General features: G+C 61.5%; 25 protein-coding genes and 1 pseudogene. 7 read left to right on the forward strand and 19 right to left on the reverse strand.

The window, feature by feature from the left end; translation table 11 throughout:
- Positions 1–192: 192 nt before the first annotated feature.
- The 7 genes from rseP to AC0L24_RS09440 form a co-directional block, all read right to left on the reverse strand.
- Positions 193–1,335, reverse strand: coding sequence for an RIP metalloprotease RseP (rseP, locus tag AC0L24_RS09410; RefSeq protein WP_127810462.1), 1,143 nt, complete (start codon positions 1,333–1,335; stop codon positions 193–195).
- A 103-nt stretch (positions 1,336–1,438) separates the two neighbouring features.
- Positions 1,439–2,254, reverse strand: coding sequence for a phosphatidate cytidylyltransferase (locus tag AC0L24_RS09415; protein ID WP_127810463.1), 816 nt, complete (start codon positions 2,252–2,254; stop codon positions 1,439–1,441).
- Complete coding sequence (locus AC0L24_RS09420) at positions 2,251–2,985, reverse strand: isoprenyl transferase (RefSeq protein WP_127327351.1); 735 nt, start codon at positions 2,983–2,985, stop codon at positions 2,251–2,253. The genes AC0L24_RS09415 and AC0L24_RS09420 overlap by 4 nt, the downstream gene beginning before the upstream one ends.
- 34 nt (positions 2,986–3,019) lie before the next feature.
- The gene (gene frr / locus AC0L24_RS09425) at positions 3,020–3,574 is read right to left on the reverse strand and encodes a ribosome recycling factor (RefSeq protein ID WP_013531759.1); all 555 of its coding nucleotides are present in this window, start codon (positions 3,572–3,574) and stop codon (positions 3,020–3,022) included.
- A 99-nt stretch (positions 3,575–3,673) separates the two neighbouring features.
- A complete protein-coding gene (pyrH, locus tag AC0L24_RS09430; RefSeq protein WP_013531760.1) occupies positions 3,674–4,396 on the reverse strand; it encodes a UMP kinase in 723 nt (240 codons plus the stop codon).
- Positions 4,397–4,545: 149 nt separating this feature from the next.
- A complete protein-coding gene (locus AC0L24_RS09435; RefSeq protein WP_127810465.1) occupies positions 4,546–5,655 on the reverse strand; it encodes an aldo/keto reductase in 1,110 nt (369 codons plus the stop codon).
- 38 nt (positions 5,656–5,693) lie between these two features.
- The gene (locus AC0L24_RS09440) at positions 5,694–6,221 is read right to left on the reverse strand and encodes a nuclear transport factor 2 family protein (RefSeq protein WP_127810466.1); all 528 of its coding nucleotides are present in this window, start codon (positions 6,219–6,221) and stop codon (positions 5,694–5,696) included.
- A 116-nt stretch (positions 6,222–6,337) separates the two neighbouring features.
- On the opposite strand from AC0L24_RS09440, the gene AC0L24_RS09445 reads away from it, so the two are divergent.
- Entirely contained in the window at positions 6,338–7,264 is a 927-nt protein-coding gene (locus AC0L24_RS09445) for a LysR family transcriptional regulator (protein WP_127810467.1), read from the forward strand.
- Between the two features lie 34 nt (positions 7,265–7,298).
- Here the strand turns inward: AC0L24_RS09445 and tsf are convergent, their stop codons facing one another.
- From tsf to AC0L24_RS09470, 5 genes are all read right to left on the reverse strand, one after another.
- Positions 7,299–8,219 carry a translation elongation factor Ts gene (gene tsf, locus AC0L24_RS09450; protein ID WP_127321483.1) on the reverse strand — a complete coding sequence of 307 codons (921 nt, stop codon included), beginning with the start codon at positions 8,217–8,219 and terminating at the stop codon, positions 7,299–7,301.
- Positions 8,220–8,328: 109 nt separating this feature from the next.
- Complete coding sequence (gene rpsB / locus AC0L24_RS09455) at positions 8,329–9,117, reverse strand: 30S ribosomal protein S2 (protein WP_023812937.1); 789 nt, start codon at positions 9,115–9,117, stop codon at positions 8,329–8,331.
- 203 nt (positions 9,118–9,320) lie between these two features.
- Positions 9,321–9,599: a DUF4031 domain-containing protein gene (locus AC0L24_RS09460; protein ID WP_127395824.1), complete on the reverse strand. Its 279-nt coding sequence runs from the start codon at positions 9,597–9,599 to the stop codon at positions 9,321–9,323.
- Between the two features lie 59 nt (positions 9,600–9,658).
- Positions 9,659–10,957, reverse strand: a complete 1,299-nt coding sequence (locus AC0L24_RS09465; RefSeq protein ID WP_127810468.1) for a lysophospholipid acyltransferase family protein — start codon at positions 10,955–10,957, stop codon at positions 9,659–9,661.
- A gap of 114 nt (positions 10,958–11,071) precedes the next feature.
- Positions 11,072–11,899: a cell envelope integrity EipB family protein gene (locus AC0L24_RS09470; RefSeq protein WP_473563667.1), complete on the reverse strand. Its 828-nt coding sequence runs from the start codon at positions 11,897–11,899 to the stop codon at positions 11,072–11,074.
- A gap of 138 nt (positions 11,900–12,037) precedes the next feature.
- Between AC0L24_RS09470 and AC0L24_RS09475 the strand changes: the two genes are divergently transcribed.
- The 5 genes from AC0L24_RS09475 to AC0L24_RS09495 all read left to right on the forward strand — a co-directional run bounded on the left by AC0L24_RS09475 (position 12,038) and on the right by AC0L24_RS09495 (position 16,375).
- Positions 12,038–12,502, forward strand: a complete 465-nt coding sequence (locus AC0L24_RS09475) for a RidA family protein (RefSeq protein WP_027036670.1) — start codon at positions 12,038–12,040, stop codon at positions 12,500–12,502.
- 14 nt (positions 12,503–12,516) lie between these two features.
- A complete protein-coding gene (locus AC0L24_RS09480) occupies positions 12,517–13,245 on the forward strand; it encodes a glycerophosphodiester phosphodiesterase (protein ID WP_127395821.1) in 729 nt (242 codons plus the stop codon).
- A 50-nt stretch (positions 13,246–13,295) separates the two neighbouring features.
- Positions 13,296–14,510 carry a GNAT family N-acetyltransferase gene (locus AC0L24_RS09485; protein ID WP_127810469.1) on the forward strand — a complete coding sequence of 405 codons (1,215 nt, stop codon included), beginning with the start codon at positions 13,296–13,298 and terminating at the stop codon, positions 14,508–14,510.
- Positions 14,511–14,603: 93 nt separating this feature from the next.
- Positions 14,604–15,032 (forward strand): HIT family protein, encoded by a 429-nt coding sequence (locus AC0L24_RS09490; RefSeq protein WP_189367640.1) that lies wholly within the window; start codon positions 14,604–14,606, stop codon positions 15,030–15,032.
- A 200-nt stretch (positions 15,033–15,232) separates the two neighbouring features.
- Positions 15,233–16,375 carry a phosphatase PAP2 family protein gene (locus AC0L24_RS09495; protein WP_245491470.1) on the forward strand — a complete coding sequence of 381 codons (1,143 nt, stop codon included), beginning with the start codon at positions 15,233–15,235 and terminating at the stop codon, positions 16,373–16,375.
- A 42-nt stretch (positions 16,376–16,417) separates the two neighbouring features.
- On the opposite strand, the pseudogene AC0L24_RS09500 reads toward AC0L24_RS09495, so the two are convergent.
- The 4 genes and pseudogenes from AC0L24_RS09500 to AC0L24_RS09515 form a co-directional block, all read right to left on the reverse strand.
- Positions 16,418–17,055, reverse strand: a pseudogene (locus AC0L24_RS09500) (chloramphenicol phosphotransferase CPT family protein).
- Between the two features lie 59 nt (positions 17,056–17,114).
- A complete protein-coding gene (clpA, locus tag AC0L24_RS09505) occupies positions 17,115–19,583 on the reverse strand; it encodes an ATP-dependent Clp protease ATP-binding subunit ClpA (protein WP_127258970.1) in 2,469 nt (822 codons plus the stop codon).
- A gap of 6 nt (positions 19,584–19,589) precedes the next feature.
- Positions 19,590–19,919, reverse strand: coding sequence for an ATP-dependent Clp protease adapter ClpS (gene clpS, locus AC0L24_RS09510; protein ID WP_023812950.1), 330 nt, complete (start codon positions 19,917–19,919; stop codon positions 19,590–19,592).
- A 297-nt stretch (positions 19,920–20,216) separates the two neighbouring features.
- Positions 20,217–20,546 carry a phasin family protein gene (locus AC0L24_RS09515; RefSeq protein WP_013531776.1) on the reverse strand — a complete coding sequence of 110 codons (330 nt, stop codon included), beginning with the start codon at positions 20,544–20,546 and terminating at the stop codon, positions 20,217–20,219.
- A 285-nt stretch (positions 20,547–20,831) separates the two neighbouring features.
- Between AC0L24_RS09515 and AC0L24_RS09520 the strand changes: the two genes are divergently transcribed.
- The gene (locus AC0L24_RS09520; protein ID WP_127810470.1) at positions 20,832–22,241 is read left to right on the forward strand and encodes a D-alanyl-D-alanine carboxypeptidase; all 1,410 of its coding nucleotides are present in this window, start codon (positions 20,832–20,834) and stop codon (positions 22,239–22,241) included.
- A gap of 46 nt (positions 22,242–22,287) precedes the next feature.
- Here AC0L24_RS09520 and AC0L24_RS09525 read toward each other — a convergent pair whose 3' ends face one another.
- The 3 genes from AC0L24_RS09525 to AC0L24_RS09535 form a co-directional block, all read right to left on the reverse strand.
- Positions 22,288–22,986: a DnaJ domain-containing protein gene (locus AC0L24_RS09525; RefSeq protein WP_128364728.1), complete on the reverse strand. Its 699-nt coding sequence runs from the start codon at positions 22,984–22,986 to the stop codon at positions 22,288–22,290.
- Positions 22,986–23,717, reverse strand: a complete 732-nt coding sequence (locus AC0L24_RS09530; protein ID WP_164895605.1) for a vWA domain-containing protein — start codon at positions 23,715–23,717, stop codon at positions 22,986–22,988. The genes AC0L24_RS09525 and AC0L24_RS09530 overlap by 1 nt, the downstream gene beginning before the upstream one ends.
- A gap of 84 nt (positions 23,718–23,801) precedes the next feature.
- Entirely contained in the window at positions 23,802–24,239 is a 438-nt protein-coding gene (locus AC0L24_RS09535) for a DUF1489 family protein (RefSeq protein WP_128288087.1), read from the reverse strand.
- Positions 24,240–24,249 lie beyond the last annotated feature (10 nt).

The following is a 24,249-nucleotide window of genomic DNA, read 5'->3' on the forward strand; positions in this document are numbered from 1 at the left end:
TCCCCACGGCGAGAAAACCGGACGTGCGGTAATTTCCCCTACCGTATTAACCGGATTTTCCCTACACGCAAGGCTTCTGGTTAATTTGTATTTACTTAACCCTGCGGCGTGGCTTTCGCGTCACTCATATCCCCTTGCATGGTAAACGGCGTCTCAACATCGTCCATGCAGAAGCCAAATTTCTTCATGATTTCAGCACCCAAACAGATCGTTCCAAAAAACGAACCCCATGAAGCACAGCACCAGAAGCAACCCGGCCCGATAGGCCATTTCCATCATCCGTTCCGACACCGGACGGCGAATGACAGCCTCCACCCCGTAGAACAAGAGGTGACCGCCGTCGAGGGGGGGAATCGGCAAAAGGTTCAGAATTCCGATGCCAACGGATAGCAGTGCAACCAGCTGCACGAGCCATTCGAATCCCAGCTTCGCAGCCCTGCCCGCCATGTCGGCGATCTTCACCGGACCGCCCAGCTGACATTTGTCTTCGCGCCCTACAACAAAGCGCTGCAGGAACTGGCCCGTGCGCTGGATGACGTGACCGGTTTCCTCGACCGCCGCCGCGACCGCTCCGACCGGCGTGTAGGTGATGAGCCTCGGCTGACCGAGTTCCTTGTTGTTGACGACACCGATCACGGCGACCTTGACCTTGTTGCCGAGCGCGTCTTCCTGTTCCATCAGCCGCGGCGCCGCGGTCACAGTGACCTCCTGGCCGTCGCGCAACATGACGAAGGTGATTGCGTCGTCGGCACGGCCCGAGACCAGGCGCTGGACGTCGCCAAAGGTTTCGACCTTGTTGCCGTCGACGCTGACGAATCGGTCGCCGGGAAGGATGCCGGCCTTCGCCGCCGGGCTGTCGGCGGTCACCTCGGCCACCATGGGCTCGGCGACATAGCGGCCATAGGCGGTGAACAGCACGGAAAAGACGACGATCGTCAGCAGGAAGTTGAACAATGGTCCGGCCACCACCGTTGCCGCGCGCTTCCAGATCGGCTGCGTGTGAAAGGCGACCCTGCGCTCGTCCTCGGTCAGCGTTTCAATTTCTTCCGACGTGGGCTGGCTCGATGTGGCGTTCATGTCGCCGACGAATTTTACATAGCCGCCAAGCGGTATCGCACACAGTTTCCAGCGCGTGCCGTGGCTGTCGTTGAAGCCGAAGAGTTCCGGGCCGAAGCCGATCGAGAAGGCCCTGACGCCGATGCCGCACCAGCGCCCGACAAGGTAATGGCCCATTTCGTGGACGAACACGACTACGGTCAGCACGAAGAGGAATGGCACCAGCGTGCCGAGGACAAAGCCTTCTGTGCTGAAAAGCGCGTGAAGAATCTCGTTCAAGACAACCCTCAAATTCTTCCACGGCGCAGACTGCGCCGTGACTGTGACACCAATCCGGGCGAATCCAAGGCGCACCGCGCAAAGGACCCTGAAATGACATCGCTCAAACGGGAAACAGACCCTGTGCCGGATGATCGGCGTTCGCCGAAATCCAGCCGATGACGTATAGGGCGAATGCCGCTGCGACAAGCCCGTCGACACGATCCATGACGCCGCCATGGCCCGGGATGAGCGCCCCCGAATCCTTGCGGCCATGGCGGCGCTTGATCCAGGATTCGAACAGGTCGCCTGCCTGCGAGACAATCGACAGCATGAGCGCGACCAGGCCGAGCAATACCAGATTGCCGACACCGGCAGCTGCGGCGAGGACCAGCCCGGCGACGACGCCGCCGACAGCGCCGCCGAGTGCGCCGCTGCGCGTCTTGCCGGGCGAGATAGAGGGCGCCAGTTTCGGCCCCCCAATGGCTCGGCCAACGAAATAGGCAAGGATATCGGTGGCCCAGACGACAGCGAACAGGAACAGGATGGCAATGAGGCCTGAACGATCGCCATCGCGCAGCAAGGCGAGCGACAGGCCTGAAACCGCGGCATAGGCAAGGCCGCTCGCATCCCATTGTCCGGTCTTGCGAACCGAGGCGGCTATCGCCGTTGCGGCAACAATGGCCGCCACAAGCGGCAGCAGCCAGGAGGCGGCCAGACCGCCAATCAAGGCGCCAATGAAGACAACCAGCAGTGCTTCCGGCAGGAAACCAAGGCCCGTTGCCCCGGTTGGCCGCGACATGCGGGTCCATTCATAGAAGATCGCCGCTACGATCACGGCACACAGCAGCCGGAACGGCAAACCGCCGATCCAGGTCAAGCCGAGAGTGATGATGGCGAGCACGATCGCCGAAACGATACGCAGTTGAAGATTGCTCATCCCGCGGCCGGTCGCGAAGCGACGTCATGGCCCCCAAGTCCGCCGAAACGGCGTTCGCGGCCAGCAAACTCACGCAAAGCTTCCGCAAGGTGCTCGCGGCTGAAGTCGGGCCAGTAGCAAGGCAGGAAGACGAGTTCGCTATAGGCGGCTTGCCACAGAAGGAAGTTCGACAGCCGGAGCTCGCCGCTGGTGCGGATGACCAGTTCCGGGTCGGGAATGCCTTGCGTATCGAGCGCGCCGGCAAAGCTTTCGGCTGATATCGCCTCGGCGTCGAGTTCGCCACGCGCCACGGCCGCCGCAAGCTTTTGTGCCGTACGAACGATTTCGTCTCGTCCGCCATAGTTGAAGGCGATCACCAGCGTCAGCGATTCGTTTGCGGCCGTCAGCGTTTCGGCCTCGTCGAGCAGTCCCCTGATATCAGACTGCAACCCTGCCCGGTCACCGATGATTCTAACCCGCACACCGCTCTGGTGCAGTTCAGCAAGGTCACGGCGAATGAACATTTTCAAGAGGCCCATCAGGTCGCTGACCTCGGACTTCGGCCGCGACCAGTTCTCCGACGAGAAAGCATAGACGGTCAGGTAGGAAATGCCGAGCCCAGGTGCCGCGCGCACCGTCTTGCGCAGCGCCTCGACACCGGCACGGTGGCCCGCAAGACGGGGCATGCCGCGCGCCTTGGCCCAGCGTCCGTTTCCGTCCATGATGATCGCGACATGCGCGGGCGTTGCCATGTTCTCGCTTTCGGGTCAGCCGGCGGCCATGACCCTAAACCTGCATGATTTCAGCTTCCTTATCGGAAAGCAGGTGGTCGATGGTGCTGATCGTCTCGTCGGTAAGTTTCTGGACCTGGTCCGAGCGCTTGCGCTGATCGTCTTCGCTGATGTCGCCGTCTTTCTCCGCCTTCTTCAGGAAGTCCATGCCGTCGCGGCGCACATGGCGCGCGGCGACACGGGCGTTCTCGGCGTAGGTGTGCGAGATCTTGACCAGTTCCTTGCGGCGCTGTTCGTTAAGTTCGGGAAGTGGAATCCTGAGGTTGGTGCCGTCTACGATCGGGTTGAACCCCAAATTGGATTCGCGGATCGCGCGGTCGACCGCGCCAACCATCGACTTGTCCCATACCGATACCGAGATCATGCGCGGCTCCGGCACCGAGACGTTGGCGACCTGATTGATCGGCATGGTGGTGCCGTAGGCCTGCACCTGGATCGCATCGAGCAGATTGCTGGAGGCGCGACCGGTCCGCAGCGAGGCCAGATCATGCTTGAACGCGGCAATAGCCCCATCCATGCGCCGCTTGAGATCGTCGTACTCACCACTCATCTTTATCTCCTCGACCCGTCTAATGCGGGCTCACTGCTTCGGGCCGTCTTCGAATCGGACTTTCGAAAACCGGCTTCCCTTTTCGGGTCAGGCCGCCGATCAATCGTCCGCGACGACGGTGCAGCGGCCGCCGCCCCTCAGAATATCGCCGAAACCACCTTTTTCGTGGATCGAATAGACGATTATCGGAATGTTGTTTTCGCGCGCAAGTGCAATCGCAGCAGTATCCATGATGGAAAGGCCGCGATTTATGACTTCGCCATGGCTGATGCGCTCGAAACGCGTCGCATTCGGATCCTTCTTCGGGTCCGCCGAGTAGACGCCGTCGACCTGAGTGCCCTTGAACAGCGCGTCGGCGCCGATTTCAGCGGCGCGAAGGGCCGCGGCCGAATCAGTGGTGAAGAATGGATTGCCGGTGCCGCCGGCAAAGATCACCACCTTGCCCTGGTTCATGTAGGCGGTCGCCTGGCGCTGCGAAAAGCTCTCGCAAAGTTCGGGCATGGCGATCGCCGAAAGCACCACGGCGTCGACGCCGATCTTGTTCAACGACGTGCGCAGCGCCAGCGAGTTGATCACCGTGGCAAGCATGCCCATGTGGTCGCCGGTGACACGGTCGCCGCCCTTGGAGGCAACGGCCACGCCGCGAAAGATGTTGCCGCCGCCGATGACGACGCCGACCTCGATGCCCAATGCACGCGCCTCGGCGATGTCGCCGGCGATGCGATCCACCACTGACACGTCTATGCCGAAATGCTGCTCGCCCATCAACGCTTCGCCCGACGCTTTCAGCAAGACACGTCGGTAGAGGGGCTTCACCGTCATCTGGGCCTCTTCATTTGCATGTGGCGCGTTCCGGGTGGCTGCTCTCGCGCAGGCGCGCCATCCGAAACAATGGCGTTCCGATACACGAAGGGCGCCGCGATGTCACGCGGCGCCCAAACGGCAAATTCGCCGGTTTCCTGTCCTATCAATCAATTGGTGGACACGCTGGCCGACTCTCCTTCGATGAGCACCGGTGACGCGTAGTTGGAGGGCTTGTCGCCGGTTGTCGCGCCGCCGGTAACGCGCGCCTGTATCTGCGAGCCGAAATAGGAATAGGGAAACGGCGCTGTAGTTCTGCTGGCTCTCTCCAGCCGGTCGCGATGCGCTTTCGGAATCTCGAAATCCAGCGCGCCAAGATTGTCATGCATTTGGCTGAGCGTCGTCGCACCGAGGATGACGGTTGCGATCCCCGGCTGCGTCGCCACCCAGTTGAGCGCGACCTGAGGCATGCTGCGGCCGATCTCGGATGCGACCTTCTCGAGTTCGGCCACGATAGCCCAGTTGCGTTGCGTGAACTTTTGGAACCCCGGATGCGTCGAGTTGCGAAATCCGTCGAGGCGGCCCGCGGTTCCGGCCTGAGCCGGCCGATACTTGCCGCTCAGCAGTCCGCTAGCCAGCGGGCTCCACACCATGATGCCGGCGCCATGGCGCGTGCCGAATGGCACGAACTCATTCTCGATCGCGCGTTCGGCCAATGAATATTCGAGCTGCAACGCCGAAACCGGCTCATATCCGCGCAATTCGGCGATCGCCTGTGCGCGGCCCGCATACCAGGCGGGCACGTCGGAAAGGCCGACATGGCGCACCTTGCCCATCCGAACCAGGTCGTCCAGCGTGCGCATGACCTCCTCGGCCGGGGTGAGCCTGTCCCAGACATGCATGAGATAGAGATCGATATAGTCGGTCCCCAACCGTTTCAGCGAAGCATCGACGGCCCGCATGATGTTCTTGCGGCCATTGCCGCCGGCATTCGGATTGCCGGGCTGCATGTTCATGGTGAACTTGCTGGCGATCACCGCCATGTCGCGCAAGCCGCGCTCGGCGATGAATTCGCCAAGCCAGGCTTCGGCCGTGCCGTCTGTGTAGAGATCCGCCGTGTCGAAGAAATTGCCGCCCGCCTCGACATAGGCGTCGAACATCGCCCGCGCCGTATCCCTGTCGGCTCCCCAGCCCCATTCCTTGCCGAAAGTCATCGTGCCCAGCGCCAGCCGGCCGACCCTGAGGCCACTGTTGCCAAGGGTGTAGTAGGTCATGGTCATAATCGTCTTCCAATGCTTGGTGACAGATACCCCGCGCGTCACTGGCCCGGAGTGGTCTTGACCCAGGGATTGCCGCGCTCGTGTGTCATGCGGAACGCAAAGCCATCGACCTTCCAGCCATCTGCGAAACGCGTCAGGTGATGCTCATAGGTGCCCCAGACCTCCCAAAGCGGGTCGCCATTGCCTTCCATCCGGTTCCAGGCATAGCCGTTCGACAGGACAGTCGCCGTGTCCGCCTTGAGAACGACCTGGTGATTGGTGCGCAGATGCAGGCTTGTCTTGCTGCCCTTGAGGTTGGCCGCCCAAGCGCCAATCAGGTCGTCGGAAGCGATGTTAGCCGCTGGCTGTCCGGAGAGACTGCTGAAATCGGCGGTGACCCGATCCGCAAAATAGCCGCGTGCAAGCTTCCAGTCCTGGGCGTCGACGGCCCGGTCGATGGTATCGGCAATGCGAATGACCGCGCGTTCGTCTGCGAGGGCCCGCCAGTCTGATGGCTCCGCCCCGCCGGCGTCCATCGGCGCCAACGCCATGCCTGCCGCGAAAGTTACCTGTCTTAACGCATTCATGTCTCGTCTCCTCGATGCCATCGGCCGATCGCCGATGTGTTGACGAGAATGTGGACCGCGACCTTGGCATCGATAAGATTGCATTGTTCGCAAAGACCATGCGATATCATTCATGAATGGATCGCGATCTGCTCAGCCATCTCCCTGTTGTGGTCGCCGTTGCCCGGCGCGGCGGCTTCGCGCTTGCCGCCGCCGAACTCGGCATGAGCCCTTCGGCAGTCAGCCATGCGGTGCGCATTGTCGAAGAGCGGATTGGCCAGCCTTTGTTCGCACGGACGACGCGCAGCGTTTCGCTCACCGAGGCCGGCAAGGCGCTGGTAGAAACGGCGGCTCCGGCCCTCCAGGATATTGCCGAGCGGATGGACCGCATCCGCAGCGTCAAAGGCAGGCCGTCTGGCCTGCTCAGGATCAACGCCTCCAACATCGCGATGCCATTGGCGGTGACGCCGGTGGTCGCCGCGATGGCCGAGCGCTATCCGGAGGTTACGGTCGAGGTCTTCGCTGACCAAGGCCTGGTCGATATCGTCGGCGAAGGCTTCGATGCCGGCATCCGGCTTGGCGAGATGATCGCCCAGGACATGGTCGCGGTCCGGCTGACGCCGCCATTCTCCGTCGTCGTCGTCGCCTCGCCCGCTTACATCGGAAGGCACGGCCGTCCCGGCAGCGTTGCCGATTTGGCGAACCACAATTGTATTGGCTACCGGCTCGTCCGCTCCGGTGCGCTCTATCGCTGGGATCTGATCGAGGATGGCAAGGACATCGCCATGGAGACGCGGGGCAGCGTTGTCGTGACGGATTCGCTCGCGGCAATCGATCTTGCGCTTGCAGGCGTCGGGCTCGCCTATATGTTCGAGCCGCTGGCGCGCGCCGATCTTGCCGCGGGCCGCCTCGTCCAGGTGCTGCCGCAGACGTCGATCGAGGAACCGGGGCTATTCCTCTATTTCCCGCGCCGGGCGTCGATGGCGCCGAAGCTCAGGGCCTTTATCGACACCGCACAAGAAATCGGCCGGGCATCCTTGCGGACACCCGGCCGAGTTGCCTGAGCTGAGAAGCCCCTTCAGGGGCTATTTGTAAGGATTATTTCTTCACAGCTGCAGCGACTTCCGCGGCGAAATCGGTCTCTTCCTTCTCGATGCCCTCGCCCAGCGCAAAGCGCAGGTAGGCGGTGATCTTGGCCGGGGCGCCGATGTCCTTCTCGGCATCCTTCAGCGCCTTCTCGACAGTGATGTCGGGATTGAGCACGAAGGCCTGCTTCAGGAGCACGACTTCCTCGTAGAACTTGCGCAGACGGCCCTCGACCATCTTCTCGATGATCGCTTCCGGCTTGCCGGACTGGCGCGCCTGGTCGGAGAAGATCGCCTTCTCGCGTTCGACCGCGGCCGGATCGATCTGCTCTGCGGTCAGCGCCAGAGGGTTGGTGGCGGCAACATGCATGGCCACCTGGCGGCCAAAGGCGTTGGCTGCATGCTCATTGCCCGTGGTCTCGATCGCGACCAGCACGCCGAGCTTGCCAAGGCCGTCGGCAACCGCGTTGTGGACGTAGGTAGCGACAGCGCCGTGGGGGACGGTGAGCTTGGCCGAGCGGCGGAAGCCCATGTTTTCGCCGATGGTGCCGACAGCGTCTTTGATGGTGTCGGCAACCGACTTGTCGGAACCTGGATACTTTGCGGCGGCCACAGCCTCCGTCGTGCCATAGGCCAGCGCAACCTTGGCAACGTTGCCGACGATTTCCTGAAACGCGGCGTTGCGGGCCACGAAGTCGGTCTCGGAATTGACTTCCACGACGGCGGCTTCGCGCACGCCATTGTCGACGCCGATCAGACCTTCAGCGGCGGTGCGGCCAGCCTTCTTGTCGGCCTTGGAGATACCCTTCTTGCGCAGCCAGTCGACGGCCTCTTCCATGTTGCCGTTGGTCTCGGTCAACGCGGCCTTGCAATCCATCATGCCCGCGCCGGTCAAGTCGCGGAGTTCTTTGACCTGTGCAGCCGAAATGCTCATTGTCGCCTCTTTGTTTTAAATGCACCGACGCACCATCGGTATTCGATGGTGCGTCTGTTTAGCGTGCCAGAATATGAGAAAGATGAAGGCCGCAACCGGCCTTCGATTATCAAGCTTCGGGAGCTTCCGACGCCGGAGCCGGAGCCGGGTCGAGCGCGGGTTCGACCGGAGCTTCGACCGAAGCGCCGATGTCGACGCCGAGCGCGCCCTGCTGGCGGGCGATGCCGTCGATCGCAGCCTTGGCGATCAGATCGCAATAGAGCTGGATGGCGCGGGCCGCGTCGTCATTGCCGGGGATCGGGAAGTCGATCTTGTCCGGATCGCAGTTCGAATCGATGATGGCGACGACCGGGATGCCGAGGCGCTTGGCCTCGAGGATGGCGATCGCTTCCTTGTTGGTGTCGATCACGAACATCAGGTCGGGCGTCGAGCCCATGTCCTTGATGCCGCCCAGCGCCTTGTCGAGCTTCTCGCGCTCGCGGTCGAGGTTCAGGCGTTCCTTCTTGGTCAACCCTTGCGCCTCGCCGGCCAGCATCTCGTCGAGCTTGCGCAGGCGCTGGATCGAATTCGAGATCGTCTTCCAGTTGGTCAGCATGCCACCGAGCCAACGCGAGTTGACATAATACTGAGCCGAACGCTGCGCAGCATCGGCGACAATGTCGGACGCCTGGCGCTTGGTGCCGACGAACAGCACGCGGCCACCCTTGGCGACGGTGTCGGAAACCTGCTTAAGCGCCTGGTGCAGCAAAGGCACCGTCTGCGACAGGTCGATGATATGGATGTTGTTGCGGGCGCCATAGATGTAGGGCGCCATCTTCGGGTTCCAGCGGTGGGTCTGGTGGCCGAAGTGAATGCCAGCTTCCAAAAGCTGGCGCATGCTGAAATCAGGCAGTGCCATTCAAAGTTCCTTTCCGGTTAGCCTCCACGGACACAGGCATTTTTGGACTTTGTCCTCGAACGCCACCGGAGGTTTCAGCCGGATTTCTCCCGGGCAGACACCAAAGTCCGTGTGTGGAATGAGCGCGCATATAGAGGGGATGCGCGATAAACGCAAGCGCCGCGGGATTTGTGATGCGGCGTGCGACGATCCGCGCCCTGCCGTCAGCGCTTTATCTTCCCGTTCGGCACTCGCACTCGCCGGAAGACCGCGACGATCTCTTCGCGGCTGCATTCGATGGCGCCGAGCCGCACCGCTCGATCGCGCTCGAAGCCGGTTATGTCATAATGCGGCGCCGATGTCTTGGGCGGCCCCTGGTAGGATGAGCGCTTGAGGCCGAGCCGGGCGGCAAAGCGATGCAACTCGTCGGTGTCGTCGGCCAACAGATGGCACCAGCGATGGCCGGCCCAGTTCCAGATCGCTGCGTCGACATAGACCGCCATGAAGCTTGCTGTTTGCCTTCCATCCTCCACCACAGCGGGCCACGTGGCCCGTCAGGATGTCAGGGACGATAGAATGGATTCGGATAGAAAATGAAGCTGCCCTTGGCTGCAAGCTCGGCCACAATGTTGGTGACTGTATCCTGCATGCGACGGTGCAGCTCGGCAACCGCATCGTCGATAGAGTCCGTATGCTCATGCAACCCCAGTGCCTCCGGCACCCGGATGTGGGCGCAACGCGGCCCGACCGGCTGCGGAACGAACCGATTCATCGTGTCGCGCAGCCCACCTCGACAATAGTCGTTGCGGATCCGCTTCAGATGTTCGGCGATATCCTCCTGCGTGATGCGCGGATTGGCGCAGGCCCAGGGTCCGACGCGTTGCAGCCTCTGAACCCTATCGGCGAGCGCGCGGACCTGCCTTTGCCGTTCCGCATCGTCGGTGTTTTCGCGCTGCCAGCGACGCGCACGCCGCAGAAGCTCTGCGGTGTCGATGATGGCAGCGTCGAATGAGATGCTTTCGCCGAGTCGGCGGCCGAGTTCAGCAACCAACGCCTGCTGGCGCTCCGCATAGGTTGCGCCTTCGTCGGATGGCATGCCCGATGCTGCTTCATCGCGGGCCAGCAGCGCCGAATAGACATTGTGGATGCGCTGCGGGAGCGTGTCGGTCGCACGCCGTTCTATTTTCAGGCTTTTCTCGACATAAGCGCATTCCTTCGCCAGCGCCGCTTCGACATTCCCGGTGAAGGCGAGCTTCCAGACGACTGGCGCGATCCAGACCTTGAAATCGGGATCCGTGGCCCGGCCGCGCTTGAGGGCCTCGAGCCCCATCTCGACGGCACCCGGCAGCAAAGGCGCAACGACATTGGCATGCCAGCCGACGCCGCCTTCGGGATGCAGCAGCACGCCATGGCCCTTCAAGGCCCAAGCGACGGAGTGTTCCTTGGCTGCCCCGCTATTGCCGGGAATCTGAGCGATCAGGTTGTTGGCCAGCCAGAACTTCTGCATCAGCCGGCCAAGGCCGTTGACGACACCATTGGTTGCCCATGAGGCCGTGAGCGGGCTGACCTGCGATACGATTTCCTTGTCGATCATCCAGTCGGTGAAGAACTCGGGATGATTGGGCGTGATGAAGGTCGCCTTCCCTGCCCCGCAACTGGCCTTCAGCCGCTCAAGATCGGCGGGGGGAAAGTCGATATGGCGGACATTTGAGACGCCGCGCAGACCGGCCAGGCGATTGAACGGCAAGATATCCCGAAATCCGGGAATGCCGCGCAGCATGACGATCCGGTTGACGGATGTCATGGCCCTGATCAGTGCCGGGTTGGGCCGCGGCGCCACGAATGTATCGATCCTGCTCAAGCTGATCCCCCTCGCGCCTGGACGCCGGGGAGAGGTTGAGAGACGATTGCGGCACGTTCAAGTCGATCGTTACGACCACGCTGCGTCGTGGTAAATCAACTGCCTAGCCCGGCACTATTTGGCGGGACAGGGTTTCGTCTGGTCGAACAGCGACAGGTTGACCAGCTTGCCGGTCATCGAGAAGTCGCCATAGTCCATGACGAGATCGCGGGTGATGCCGTTCTCATGCAGCTTGAAGCTGATACGGTATTCCGGCACCTCTTCGCCCGTCTTGTTGGTGTCGTCGAAATAGGCGATATCGACCGGCCAGTATTTGTCGGTGGCGAGCTTTGCCAGTGCCGAAGCTTCCGGGTCGGCCTTGTCGGCATCGGTTTTCTTGCCGATCACGACGGTGGTGGTCATCACCTTGTTGGCGTCTTCGGAACCGTCGAACAGGTTGGTTTCGTAAAAATTCTCGCCCTTTTCGGCCTTGCCGATCAGCTCGACCAGATGCTGGGTCGGGAATTGGGTTGTCGCCAGCTCGACGCTGTTCTTTTCAGGCTTGTCGATGTCGACCTTCAGGCCCTTGGTCTCTTTGGTGGCGATGCCCTTGACCTCTTTGTCGAGATTCTGGTCGACGAAGGATTTTGTCACGAACGAAAATGTCTTGCCTTCGGCGTCCTCGAAAGTGGTCGTCTGCTGGTCGGTCAGCCTGGTGTTGTCGGCGGTGACGATCTGGGTGACGAAGCGGAATTTCACCGTATAGCCTTCGCAGGCCGAGCCATTGAACTCATAGACCATGCGGCCGGATATGCCTGTGATGCCGGACTGATCGGACGCTTTTTTCAAGGTAAGATCGTAGACGGCGCGGTGGGCTTGCAACGCCGGCGCTGCGAAGGCAGGGCCTATCGAGAAGACCCCCGACAACAGGACGGCATGGAATGCGAGGCGCGTTGCGCGCATGAGGTACTCCGATCGTCGCGACTGATGGCAGGCCGCAGGGAAAGATGGTCCAGCTTAAAAAAAGTCGTGGCGGAAGCGAGGCAAAAATAGCAATTTCGGCCCGGCCGGCGCGGCGTCACCAAGCAATAGGGAAATACCATGAGTGAAACAATCGAAAAGCGGCTAAGCGATCTGGGTGTGACGCTTCCCGTCGCCGCCGCGCCCGCCGCCAACTACGTGCCCTATTGCCGGACCGGGAATCTGCTGTTCACCGCCGGGCAATTGCCGCTCAAGGACGGCAAGCTGCAGGCGAGCGGGCTGTTAGGTCGCGATCTCGATACCGCAGGTGGCAAGGATGCGGCAAAATACTGCGCGATCAACATCCTGGCGCAGGCCAAGGCAGCACTCGGCGACCTCGAGAAGATTAGCCGTCTGGTGAAGATCACCGTTTTCGTCGCCTCGACACCTGAGTTCGTCGAGCAGCATCTGGTTGCCAACGGCGCCTCCGATTTCCTGGTGGCGGCCCTTGGCGAGCGTGGCAAGCATGCACGCTCCGCCGTCGGCACCGCCTGCCTGCCGCTTAATGCCGCAGTGGAAATCGAAGCCGTCTTCGAAATCGAATGAGCCAGGGGACTGATATGACCGACCTATCCTGGCTGACCGCCCGGCCCGTCGCCCATCGCGGGTTCCACGACATGAACAAGACGCGCTGGGAAAACACGCTGTCGGCCTTCGCCGCGGCCGCCGAACGCGGCTATGCCATCGAATGCGACGTCCACCTGTCGTCCGACCGCGTTCCTGTCATCATCCATGACGGAGATCTCAAGCGCCTGACTGGCCAGGATGGTTTCGTCTGGCAGCGCACCGCAGCAGAACTCGCGGCGCTCAGGGTCGGTGGCACGGCGGACCATGTGCCGACGCTGCAGGAAGCGCTTCACCTGGTCGACGGCCGCGTGCCATTGGTGGTCGAGTTGAAAGGCACGCCCGGCTATGACGAAGGCCTGGTGGCAAGCGTCGGCAAGATGCTCAAGCGCTACAAGGGCAAAGCGGCGATCATGTCGTTCGACCACTGGCTGGTCCGCGATTTTCCGAAAGACGCGCCGGGTATCCCCGGGGGTCTCACCGCCTACGGCAAGGACGTCGGGCTGATCGAGGCGCATTTCGCCATGCTGGCGCACGACATCGCCTTCACCTCCTACGCCGCCGGCGACCTGCCGAACCCATTCGTCAGCTTCGTGCGCGAAAGGCTGAAAATGCCTGTTATCACCTGGACGGTGCATGACCAGCCGGCGGTCGACCTGACCTTCAGATATGCCGACCAGATGACGTTCGAGGGGTTCGAGCCCGATCTGGTCAAAGTCGCCTGAGTGTCTGAAACGTGACTTGTACCAGGCCGGACGGAGCTTAAATAAGCCTCATGGATCAGGGCGACGAGGGTGACGGACAAACGGCCAATGCGGACTATTCGATCCGCGTCGCCGCTGGCATTGGCGCCTTCACCTGTGATGAATGGAACGGCTTTGCCGGAACCGCGCGCGGAGATTCAGAAACCAGTTACAATCCTTTGGTTTCCTTCTCTTTTCTAAGTGCGCTCGAAGATTCTGGATGCGCCGTGCGGCGCACCGGCTGGCAGGGCCATCACCTCAGGCTGGAGGACGGGCAAGGCAGATTGCTGGGCGTGGTGCCCTGTTATCTCAAATCGCACAGCCAGGGCGAATATGTGTTCGATCATGGCTGGTCGGATGCCTTCGAGCGCGCCGGCGGCCGTTACTATCCCAAACTGCAAAGTGCCGTGCCGTTCTCCCCGGTCACCGGCCCTCGCCTGCTGGTCAGCAAAGGCGAGGACAGCGCCAAAGTGAAGGCCGGTCTCGCGGCGGGCCTGAAGGCGGTGACGCAAAAACTCGGCGTCTCTTCCGCGCATGTCACCTTCGCGCAAGAGAGCGATGTGGAAGTGCTGGAAGCGGCAGGCTTCCTGCACCGCACCGACCAGCAATTCCATTTCTTCAACGAAGGTTTTTCGACCTATGACGACTTCCTCGCCACCCTTGCCTCGCGCAAGCGAAAGGCGATGAAGAAGGAAAGGCGTGAAGCGCTTGCCCCAGGCATTTGGATCGATCGGCTGACCGGCAAGGACCTCACGGAGAAGGCCTGGGACGATTTCTTCGCCTTCTACATGGACACCGGCAGCCGCAAATGGGGTCGGCCCTATCTCAACCGTCAATTCTTCTCGCTGATCGGCGAACGCATGGCCGACGACATCCTGCTGGTGATGGCCAGGCGCAATGGGCGCTATATTGCCGGCGCCATCAATTTCATCGGCTCGGACGCACTCTATGGCCGCAACTGGGGCTGCATCGAGGACCATCCCTTCCTGCATTTCGAGGTCTGCTACCATCAGGCGATCGACTTCGCCATAGAGCGCAAGCTGAAGGTGGTCGAGGCGGGCGCGCAGGGCGAGCACAAGCTGGCGCGCGGCTACCGGCCGGTGACCATGCATTCCGCGCACTACATTGCGCACCCCGGCCTGCGCAACGCCGTGGCCGACTACCTCAGGCGCGAACGCCACGAGGTGGAGCGGATGAGCGAATATCTGGAAGAGCACACCCCGTTCCGCAAGGATCTCGAGGAGTAGCGGCCGCGTCGCCCGATGATCGATTTTCCAATCGTCTTGCCGATTTTCGGCGGCTTCGCTACACGAAAGGCACAATCTGGAGCGTTCGCCATGATCGAGGCCGCCTACGACACCGACAACATTTTCGCCAAGATCCTGCGCGGCGAAATTCCTTCGCACCGTGTCTATGAGGATGAAGCGGTCATCGCCTTCATGGATGTGATGCCGCAGGGGCCGGGCCATACGCTGGTGGTGCCGAAAGCGCCGTCGCGCAATCTGCTCGACGCCGACCCGTCAATTTTCGGCCATCTCTTAAGCGTCGTTCAGAAAGTGGCGCTGGCGGTGAAAAAGGCCTTTGGCGCCGACGGCGTCACCATCATGCAGTTCAATGAGCCGGCATCGGGGCAGACCGTCTATCATCTGCACGTACATGTCATTCCGCGCTTCGACGGCATCCCGCTGAAGCCGCACACGGGAGGAATGGAGAAGCCGGAGGTGCTGACCGAAAATGCCGAAAAGATCCGGACTGCGCTCGAAAATTGAGAAACGCGAGGTCAGCCGATGTGGCGGACCGGGTCGAGAATATCGAACTGACAAGCGCCGTTCAGCCGAGAAGACGATTCTAGTGCCCGGGCGTGCCGGCGCCGGGACTCAACCGTTTGCAACTCTAATCGTCTGATTAGGAAATATTGAACCGTCTGACGGTAAAATGGTAACGGCGTGGCGAGCTGGGCTTCAAAACCATGGAACATTCGGTTGCGGCATCGGCCCCACTGACGGGGGCCATTGTCGGACGTGCTTTTCCTGGCATCTTGGCGGATGCCTTTTGGCGACACCGGCTGCTGCACGCTATGGCTACCGCTGCGCTGCTTCTGGCAAGCGCAGTCGGGTGGCACACTGGAAACATGCCGGATTTCGGCGTTCTGGCGGAATACGCCGAGTATCTTTTCATCGCCTTCTGGATTTGCGGCTCAGCCCTTGCACTTGGGACGCTTTTCCACCTTGCGCTGGTCCAGCGGGAAACCGAACCGCTGCACACCTTCCTCAAGTCACTGGGTAGATTCTTTGGCGATGCCGAACGCATTGCCAACAGCCTGAATGGCTTGGGTGCCGGTCTTGCCTTCATATCCGCGATCGGTGTGTTGAAGGGAGCCATTGCAATCCTCTCTCCGTTTGCATGGGACAAAGCATTGGCTCACGCCGATCGCATCCTGCATTTCGGTCGAGCCCCGCACGAATGGTTGTGGTTTGTCGTCCAGTCGCCGCTTGCATTGAAAATCATCAACATCGCGTACAATTTCTGGTTCGTCGTGCTCATCATCGCGGTTTTCACCGTGTGCATCACACGAAAGGATACGAAGCTGCGTCATCAGTTCCTGATGAGCTTCATGACGGTGTGGACACTGGGCGGCTTTTTCCTCGCGATGGGCCTGTCGTCGGCTGGCCCTTGCTTTTACGAGCAATTGGGGTTCGGCAACGACTTTCACCCCCTCATGCAAGCACTTGCCGTTGCCGATCGCGTCTATCCGATCTGGGCGCTCAGCACGCAGGATATGCTGTGGAGTGGCTATACCGGCGCAACTACCGGCAGCGTCGGCATATCCGCCTTCCCATCCCTGCACGTTGCGATGGCGGTGCTGTTTGCCCTCTATGCAACACGGCGGTCTCGGCTGGCCGGTCTTGTGATGTGGTTATTCGCCGGCGTCATTATGGTCGGTTCCGTCGTGCTTGGCTGGCACTATGCCTTGGATGGCTATGCGGGTGCATTCCTGATGATCGCGATCTGGAAGGTGTGCGGATATTTGGTGGCCCGTTTCTCGCCGGACCGCATGGCCGCTGAAATCGAGAGCTCCACCATGCAATCGCCGGCGGTTTGCGGGCTGTAAATTCGCCGATCTGGGCGAACCCGCCTGCGGCGGCCATGCCGGTCAAAACGGCTCAAGGGCCGCGCTGGATGGGTTGGATAGTTTCTGAAACGCTGATGGATACGGTGCTTGCCGAAGCTTCTCTGCGATCGTATCCGCGCATTGCCCAGGGCTGAGGAGCGAGGTATCGATCTCCAGATCGTACACGCCGGGCCGGTGGACCTCTTCTTGCCACAGACGCACGGGCAGCGGCACGGGAACATCTGATGAGCCGGTTACATATTCCTTGTCTGCCGCGCTGGCGGCACGCCTTTCCATGATGATTTCCAGCGGGCAGCGAACACCGACAAAAAGCACCGGCAGGCCGGCGAGCCGGCGCGCGCAATCGGCCACAATGTGAAGGGTCTCGAATAGGCGTCGTGATGGCCGACATCCGCCACGACATTCAGCCCCAGCCGGCTGTGGGCGGCGATCGATTCGTAGAGCGCGGCGTACAATCCGGGCACGAGGGCCTCGAGGTCCGGACGCTCGCCGCCGGGCCGCAATCCTATCCCGGGCCGATAGCGTGCCGGCGTAGCCTGCTCGTAGACATCGACGCCGAGATTGATCCAGACGCCATCGAAGCTCTCCTGAACAGCTCTGGCGATGCTTGATTTTCCCGATCGCGGTGCACCGTTCAGAATGATGACCTGCCCGGCCATGTGTTTCCTCGTTCAATGAAAAAGCCCCGTTTCCGGGGCTTTTTCGACTTTCATCAAGGTCAGTTCTTTCTGGGCAGTTGCGGGACGAGACTGCGCTTGCCGCCGTCCTTGCCCTTGGCTTCGGGCTTCTGCGCCACCAGCTTCTTGGCCGCCGGCTTCTTCGCCACGGCCTTTCTGGGCTTCGGCGTTTCTTCCGGCTCTTCCTTCTTCGGCTTCACCGGCGCCTCGTCGGCGAGCGATTCGAGCTTCAGGCCGGTCTCGCCGGTTTCCTTCTTCTCGACGGTGACGCGCACCGTGCCGCCCTTCTTGAGCTTGCCGAACAGCACCTCGTCGGCCAACGGCTTCTTGATGTGCTCCTGGATCACACGGCCGAGCGGCCGCGCTCCCATGCGCTCATCATAGCCCTTGTCGGCGAGCCAGGCGATCGCATCCGCCGACAGGTCGAAGGTGACGCCACGCTCGGAAAGCTGGGCCTCGAGCTGCATGACGAACTTCTGCACCACCTGATGGATGACCGGCACCGGCAGCGAGCCGAACGGGATGATCGCATCGAGCCGGTTGCGGAACTCCGGCGTGAACAACCGGTTGATCGCCTCGACATCGTCGCCTTCGCGCTTGGTCGAGCCGAAGCCGATCGCCGCGCGCTGCGCATCCGACGCGCCCGCATTGGTGGTCATGATCAGGATCACATTGCGGAAGTCGATCTGCTTGCCGTTATGGTCGGTCAGCTTGCCGTGGTCCATCACCTGCAACAGGATGTTGAACAGGTCCGGATGCGCCTTCTCGACCTCGTCGAGCAACAGCACGCAATGCGGATGCTGGTCGACGCCGTCCGTCAGAAGACCGCCCTGGTCGAAGCCGACATAGCCCGGAGGCGCGCCGATCAGCCGCGAGACGGTGTGGCGTTCCATATATTCCGACATGTCGAAGCGGATCAGCTCGACGCCGAGCGAGGCGGCCAACTGCTTGGCCACTTCGGTCTTGCCGACGCCGGTCGGGCCGGAGAACAGGTAGGAGCCGATCGGCTTCTCCGGTTCGCGCAGGCCGGCACGTGCCAGCTTGATCGCCGAGGTCAGCGCGGTGATCGCAGTGTCCTGGCCATAGACGACGCGCTTCAGCTCGATATCGAGGCCCTGCAGCACCTTCTCGTCATCGGCCGAAACCGTCTTCGGCGGGATGCGGGCCATGGTGGCGATGGTCGCCTCGATCTCCTTGATGCCGATCGTCTTCTTGCGCTTGGCTTCCGGCACCAGCATCTGCGAGGCGCCGGTCTCGTCGATCACGTCGATCGCCTTGTCCGGCAGCTTGCGGTCGTTGATGTAGCGTGCCGACAGTTCCACCGAGGCCTTGATCGCCTCGTTGGTGAACTTCACCTTGTGGAACTCCTCATAATAGGGCTTGAGGCCCTTCATGATCTCGATGGCGTCCTCGATGGTCGGCTCGTTGACGTCGATCTTCTGGAAGCGCCGCACCAGGGCACGGTCCTTCTCGAAGAACTGGCGGAATTCCTTGTAGGTGGTCGAGCCGATGCAGCGGATCGCACCCGACGACAGCGCCGGCTTCAACAGGTTGGACGCATCCATGGCGCCGCCTGAAGTAGCCCCTGCCCCGATGACCGTGTGGATCTCGTCGATGAACAGCACGGCGCCAGGATAGTCCTCGAGCTCCTTGACGACCTGCTTCAGCCGTTCCTCGAAATCGCCGCGATAGCGCGTGCCGGCGAGCAGCGTGCCCATGTCGAGCGCGAAGATGGTGGCGTTGTGCAGCACTTCGGGAACGTCGCCCTCGACGATGCGCTTGGCCAGACCCTCGGCGATCGCCGTCTTGCCGACGCCGGGGTCGCCGACATAGAGCGGGTTGTTCTTGGAGCGGCGGCACAGCACCTGGATGGTGCGGTTGATCTCGGATTCGCGGCCGATCAGCGGATCGATCTTGCCGGCCTTGGCCTTGTTGTTGAGATTGACGCAATAAGCCGTCAGCGCGTCCTGCTGCTGCTTCTTCTTGCCGCCTTCCTCTTGCGGCTCGGCGCCGTTCTGGCCGCCCTGCTCGTCATCGGCACCGCGCGGCGAGCGTGTCTCCGACGCGCCCGGACGCTTGGCAATGCCGTGCGAGATGTAGTTGACCGCGTCGTAGCGGGTCATCTGCTGTTCCTGCAGGAAATAGGCGGCATGGCTCTCGCGCTCGGCGAAAATGGCGACGAGCACGTTGGCGCCCGACACTTCCTCGCGGCCGGACGACTGCACATGGATCACCGCGCGCTGGATGACGCGCTGGAAACCGGCGGTCGGCTTGGAGTCCTCGTCGTAACCGGTGACGAGGTTGTCCAGCTCGGTGTCGATATAGGTGAGAACCGTGTGCTTGAGCTCATCGAGATCGACATTGCAGGCGCGCATGACGGCGGCCGCCTCGGTGTCATCGATGAGCGCGAGCAGCAGATGTTCTAGGGTTGCATATTCATGGTGCCGCTCATTGGCGAGCGTCAGCGCCTGGTGAAGCGCCTTTTCCAGGCCTTGGGAGAAAGCCGGCATGTTACCTCACTTCTTCTCCATCACGCATTGCAGCGGATGCTGATTCTGTCGGGCGAAATCCATGACCTGGGACACTTTGGTCTCGGCCACCTCGAATGTATAGACCCCGCACTCGCCCACTCCATGATTGTGAACATGAAGCATGATGCGTGTGGCGGCTTCGCGATCCTTCTGGAAAAAACGCTCCAGCACGTGAACCACGAACTCCATCGGAGTGTAGTCGTCGTTGAGGATGAGGACCCGATAAAGGCTGGGCTTCTTGGTCTTGGTTTTGGTGCGCGTGATGACGGCCGTCCCACGGCCGGCCCCATTGCCGTTACCGTCGCCGTCTTGCATTCGCACCACTCGTCTCGTGGCAGTCAAACCTGAAGTCACGTATTCCTGCCTCTTTCGATTCCCCATGCGAGTTCGACATGTAGGTGTTCGATGTACGATTTTAAGCCCTTCTGGTTAGCTGACAATATGGCTAGGTCACCAACTTGGACGATTTTCGCAATCGTGAAGGGGCGCGGGGCTCTGGAACGGAAATTGACACGAAAAAAGCCCGGCCGCGTTTCCGTGGCCGGGCTTTTTCTCAGGTTCAAAGGCTGAATCTGGGGTCACGTCAGGCGAAATCAGTTCGCCCGGGCAAAATTACTTTGCCTTGGCAACGATCGATTCGAATGGCTTGTAAGCTTCCTTGGCGAGTTCGGCATAGAGATCGCCGATCTTGGTGGCCTCGGCGACGAACGCCTCATAGGACTGCTTGGCGTAGTCCGACTGGATCTCGATCGCCTTTTCCAGCGACTTGGCTGAAAACAGCTTCTCCACAGTGGCGCTGCCGGTTTCAAAACTCTTCTTGGTGTATTCACCAGCCTCGGTGGCAATCGCCTGCGCGCCCTTGGACAGCGACGCGAAGCTCTTCAATCCGGTGTCGGCGAACTCTTTGCCGTATTTGCTGAAGTCCTCATAGGTCTGGGTCATTTCACGATTCCCTTGACGGTTGAGGCGTCCTTCTTCGGGGCGCCCTTGTGCAATGCAAGATAATATATTGTGCGCCGCACAAAAGTCAAGATTTCGCGGGCTTGCGGACCCGCCTGCGCAGCCAATGGCTAAAAATCGAATAAAGAGAACCTCAAGCCCGAAGAAAATGGTGAACGCGGCGGTTACCATAAACGGATTGGTAACGCTGCGCCGGTAGCTTGACCGGAAGCGAGGCAGGACCCTTTGCCGCCTCCAACGCAACGAAGAAATCCAAGGGAAGTACCAGTGCGTAAGGCGTTGTTGGGCATCGTTTCCAAATCCACCTCCCCTCTCAAAACGATGATGATCGTCGCCTTGGCGATGACATTCGTTTTTGGCGACGTTGCCTCGTCGCTGGCGGCCAGGCAGGCGGCCATCGTCGTGGATGCCAAGACCGGTAAGGTGCTTTACTCCGCAGATGCCAACGGCAGGCGCTACCCGGCTTCGCTGACCAAGATGATGACGCTGTACCTGACCTTCGAAGCTATGGCGAAGGGCAAGATCAGCAGGAACACGCCAGTGGTGTTTTCCGCCAAGGCTTCCGCCGAGGCGCCGACGAAACTTGGCGTGAAGCCGGGCGGTTCCGTCACGGTCGAGACCGCGATCCTGTCGATCGTCACCAAATCGGCGAATGACTCGGCGACCGCGCTCGGCGAAATGCTCGGCGGCAATGAAACCACTTTTGCCCGCATGATGACCGCCAAGGCGCGTGCGCTGGGCATGAACGGCACCGTATTTAGAAACGCCAATGGCCTGCCCGACCCCGGCCAGTTCACCACCGCGCGCGACATGGCGACGCTCGGCATCGCGTTGCGCGAGCATTTTCCGCAGTATTACGGCTATTTCTCGCAGCGCTCCTTTCTCTACGGACGCCAGCGCATCAACGGCCACAACCGCCTGCTCGGACGTATCAAGGGTGTCGACGGCATCAAGACGGGCTACACCCGCGCCTCCGGCTTCAACCTCGTCTCGTCGGTTTCCGATGGCAATCGCCGCATCGTCGGCGTGGTCATGGGCGGCACCTCGGGCGGCAGCCGTGACAATCAGATGGCCAACCTGATCAACACCTATCTGCCGAGGGCATCGACTCGCGGCGGTGGCGATCTGGTCGCCAAGGCCGGTGGCAACAACCCGATCACCGCCCTCGCCAAGGTTCTTCTGCCCAAGCATGACGCTCCGACACCGGACGACAGGCCTGTCATAGCGCAGGACGATGCAATCGTTGCCGAGGACGCCACGGTCGCCGAAGACGATACCGCGCAGGCCGAGGAAGCAGCTCCCGTCGTCAAGACCAGAAAGGTCAAGACCGTCATCGTTTCAGCCCCCCAGGTCGCGACGGCCCAGGTGGTAGCGGCCTATGCCGAGCCGACGCCCGCGGCTGTCGACCCGGTCAACACCGCGTCGGTGCCGTCGGGCTGGGCCATTCAGGTCGCCTCGTCGCCCAAGCAGTCCGAGGCCCAGGCCTTTCTCGACAAGACCACCAAGCAGGCGCCCAAGGTGCTGGCGGACGCTTCCGGTTTCACTGTCGCCTTCGACAAGGATGGCGTCACCTACTACCGCGCCCGCTTCGGTGGCTTCGGTTCGAAGACCGCCGCCTGGAAGGCCTGTACCGCTTTGAAGAAGAAGAACATCGAGTGCTACGCCGTCCAGCAGTAGGACGGCGTGCAAGCCATCTCCCGGAAAAATTCTGCGTCGAAGGAGACTAGTTGTGATTGGAGAGCAAGACGTCCTTGGCTTCGTTAATCCGCGCCGCCAGGAAAGACGTGCCGCCGACATCGGGGTGCAGGCGCTGCATCAGGCGGCGGTGCGCCTTGCGGACATCCGCCGCGGCGGCCCCCGCTTCAAGACCAAGGACCTTGTAGGCCTCCTCCTTAGTCATGGCGCCCGGACTTGGCGGAACACCCAGCCCTTCGCCACCGTTCGTCTCAGCGTTTTTGCGCCAGACGGGAAATCTGCCGTCAAGATACGTCTCTAGCAGCTGTCGGCTCTCTGGATCGCTGGAGAGTTCGCGGTAGAGGTGTTGCAATTCCGCCAGCCCCATCGCGCCAAGCATCTTGCCTTCGTGGCGGCCAGCCAGGACCAGTCCTTCGAGGCCGCCGGTATCGTGATCGAGCTCCATTTCCAATGCCGCCGTGCGCACCGTCGAGCGTTTGCCCGGGGCAAGGCCGGCCGGCTGGCCTTTCATTCGCATGGAACCATACCAGGCAATTGCCCCGGTGAGAATCATGCCGCCGATGCCCTCACGGCCGACCACAAGCACGGCGACGCCGACAACTGCCAGAAGGGCCGGCCCGAGCGTTCGCAGCGTGCTCGCCAGTTTCGCCGGCTCGGCACGCAGAAAGATCGTCACCGCGCCGAGAAGCAGCAGAAGCAACGCTACAAAAGCGATGATTGCGCCCATTATTTTCCGCCGCCCCGCAGATGCTCGATCATCAGCCGGTCTTCCGGCCTGCCCCTGGCTTCGAGCGCCTTCAACCCGCCGGTCGCATACACGGCGACGGCCGAAAGCAGCCCTGCCAAGGTCGTGGCAGCCCGCCGATCAAATCGGAACCAAGCCCCCTTGGAAAGCCGCGCAATCTCTTTGAACGCCTTTTCCGCGCCGGAATCATGGCCTTCCTGAAACACGAAGACAGGAACGCCATGAAGGCCGAGGCTGCCGGCCTTTTCGGCCAGATCGTCGATATTCTCTTCCATCGCGTCGCCGATGTAGACCAGCGCATTGACCTTGGCGGCCGCCGTCTGTTTCAGCGCATGCGTCAGGACCTTTCCGATCTGGGTGTGGCCGCTGCGGCATTCGATCCGCGTCATCAGCTGCTTCAAGGCATTGGTGTCGCTCACGAAAGCCGACGAACGGCACTCGCCGAGGCCGCGAAAATAAACCAGTTGCACGCTGAGGGTTCCGGCCTTGCCGACTGCGTCGAACATCTGGCCCTGCAGCGTGCAGGCCAGATCCCAGGTCGGCTGGCGGCTCATCGTCGCGTCGAGGGCAAGGATCAGCCTGCCCGAACCGGTCGCCGACGCGGCAAGTGTCCTCGCCTGACGAATGAAGGCGTCGATCTCGCCGGCGTTGGATTGAGGCTTGACCGGCGCAGGACTGGTCCTCGCTGGCACAGGCTGCTTCTTATCACTCATGAAAAACAAGATGTGGCGTTGCCACATCGCTTGCAAGCCCCACATCGGGCGGTGCAAAGGGCCAGGCGGTGATGCCACCTGGGGTCAGAGCAGACCGAGATCGGCCAGCTCGCGCCTGAGTTTCGGCGGCATCTCGATCAATCCGGCCTTGCCCTTGCCCAGATCGAGCGGCGCGTCCGCCGGTTTCAGGTAGCGCCAGCCCTGAAAAGCCCGGCGCGGCTGCCAGTCGGTGCGTACAACCTCGGGGTCGAGTATCAGATGGCAACGGCCTATGCCTTCACTGTCGGTGAACGGCCGGATTTCGGTGATCAACTGGCGGCACTGCACATTGCCTTTGATCACCCAATAGAGCGAACCGCCATCGGAAACCTCGGCGCCGCGTGTCGGCATCATGCGGGTGGTGTGATACTGCTCGACCGGCTCACCGGCGCGCCGCCGCTCGTCGAGGCGGAAGGCGATCCACTCTTCGAGATCCTCGACGCTGTCGCAGCCGACACAGAGTTTTATGAGATTGAGAGACATCGCTTAAGGT

The sequence above is a fragment of the Mesorhizobium sp. WSM4809 genome, from assembly GCF_055811655.1.

What these genes read in the sequence shown, in the direction of transcription:
- AC0L24_RS09420 (WP_127327351.1), bottom strand. Translation starts at nt 2,985, where the DNA reads ATGGCAACGCCCGCGCATGTCGCGATCATCATGGACGGAAACGGACGC.
- AC0L24_RS09435 (WP_127810465.1), bottom strand. Translation starts at nt 5,655, where the DNA reads ATGACCATGACCTACTACACCCTTGGCAACAGTGGCCTCAGGGTCGGC.
- AC0L24_RS09470 (WP_473563667.1), bottom strand. Translation starts at nt 11,899, where the DNA reads ATGCGCGCAACGCGCCTCGCATTCCATGCCGTCCTGTTGTCGGGGGTC.
- AC0L24_RS09440 (WP_127810466.1), bottom strand. Translation starts at nt 6,221, where the DNA reads ATGAATGCGTTAAGACAGGTAACTTTCGCGGCAGGCATGGCGTTGGCG.
- AC0L24_RS09460 (WP_127395824.1), bottom strand. Translation starts at nt 9,599, where the DNA reads ATGGCGGTCTATGTCGACGCAGCGATCTGGAACTGGGCCGGCCATCGC.
- AC0L24_RS09475 (WP_027036670.1), top strand. Translation starts at nt 12,038, where the DNA reads ATGAGTGAAACAATCGAAAAGCGGCTAAGCGATCTGGGTGTGACGCTT.
- AC0L24_RS09515 (WP_013531776.1), bottom strand. Translation starts at nt 20,546, where the DNA reads ATGACCCAGACCTATGAGGACTTCAGCAAATACGGCAAAGAGTTCGCC.
- frr (WP_013531759.1), bottom strand. Translation starts at nt 3,574, where the DNA reads ATGAGTGGTGAGTACGACGATCTCAAGCGGCGCATGGATGGGGCTATT.
- tsf (WP_127321483.1), bottom strand. Translation starts at nt 8,219, where the DNA reads ATGAGCATTTCGGCTGCACAGGTCAAAGAACTCCGCGACTTGACCGGC.
- AC0L24_RS09535 (WP_128288087.1), bottom strand. Translation starts at nt 24,239, where the DNA reads ATGTCTCTCAATCTCATAAAACTCTGTGTCGGCTGCGACAGCGTCGAG.
- AC0L24_RS09480 (WP_127395821.1), top strand. Translation starts at nt 12,517, where the DNA reads ATGACCGACCTATCCTGGCTGACCGCCCGGCCCGTCGCCCATCGCGGG.
- AC0L24_RS09445 (WP_127810467.1), top strand. Translation starts at nt 6,338, where the DNA reads ATGGATCGCGATCTGCTCAGCCATCTCCCTGTTGTGGTCGCCGTTGCC.
- AC0L24_RS09525 (WP_128364728.1), bottom strand. Translation starts at nt 22,986, where the DNA reads ATGGGCGCAATCATCGCTTTTGTAGCGTTGCTTCTGCTGCTTCTCGGC.
- AC0L24_RS09495 (WP_245491470.1), top strand. Translation starts at nt 15,233, where the DNA reads ATGGAACATTCGGTTGCGGCATCGGCCCCACTGACGGGGGCCATTGTC.
- clpS (WP_023812950.1), bottom strand. Translation starts at nt 19,919, where the DNA reads ATGCAAGACGGCGACGGTAACGGCAATGGGGCCGGCCGTGGGACGGCC.
- clpA (WP_127258970.1), bottom strand. Translation starts at nt 19,583, where the DNA reads ATGCCGGCTTTCTCCCAAGGCCTGGAAAAGGCGCTTCACCAGGCGCTG.
- AC0L24_RS09415 (WP_127810463.1), bottom strand. Translation starts at nt 2,254, where the DNA reads ATGAGCAATCTTCAACTGCGTATCGTTTCGGCGATCGTGCTCGCCATC.
- pyrH (WP_013531760.1), bottom strand. Translation starts at nt 4,396, where the DNA reads ATGACGGTGAAGCCCCTCTACCGACGTGTCTTGCTGAAAGCGTCGGGC.
- AC0L24_RS09530 (WP_164895605.1), bottom strand. Translation starts at nt 23,717, where the DNA reads ATGAGTGATAAGAAGCAGCCTGTGCCAGCGAGGACCAGTCCTGCGCCG.
- AC0L24_RS09485 (WP_127810469.1), top strand. Translation starts at nt 13,296, where the DNA reads ATGGATCAGGGCGACGAGGGTGACGGACAAACGGCCAATGCGGACTAT.
- rpsB (WP_023812937.1), bottom strand. Translation starts at nt 9,117, where the DNA reads ATGGCACTGCCTGATTTCAGCATGCGCCAGCTTTTGGAAGCTGGCATT.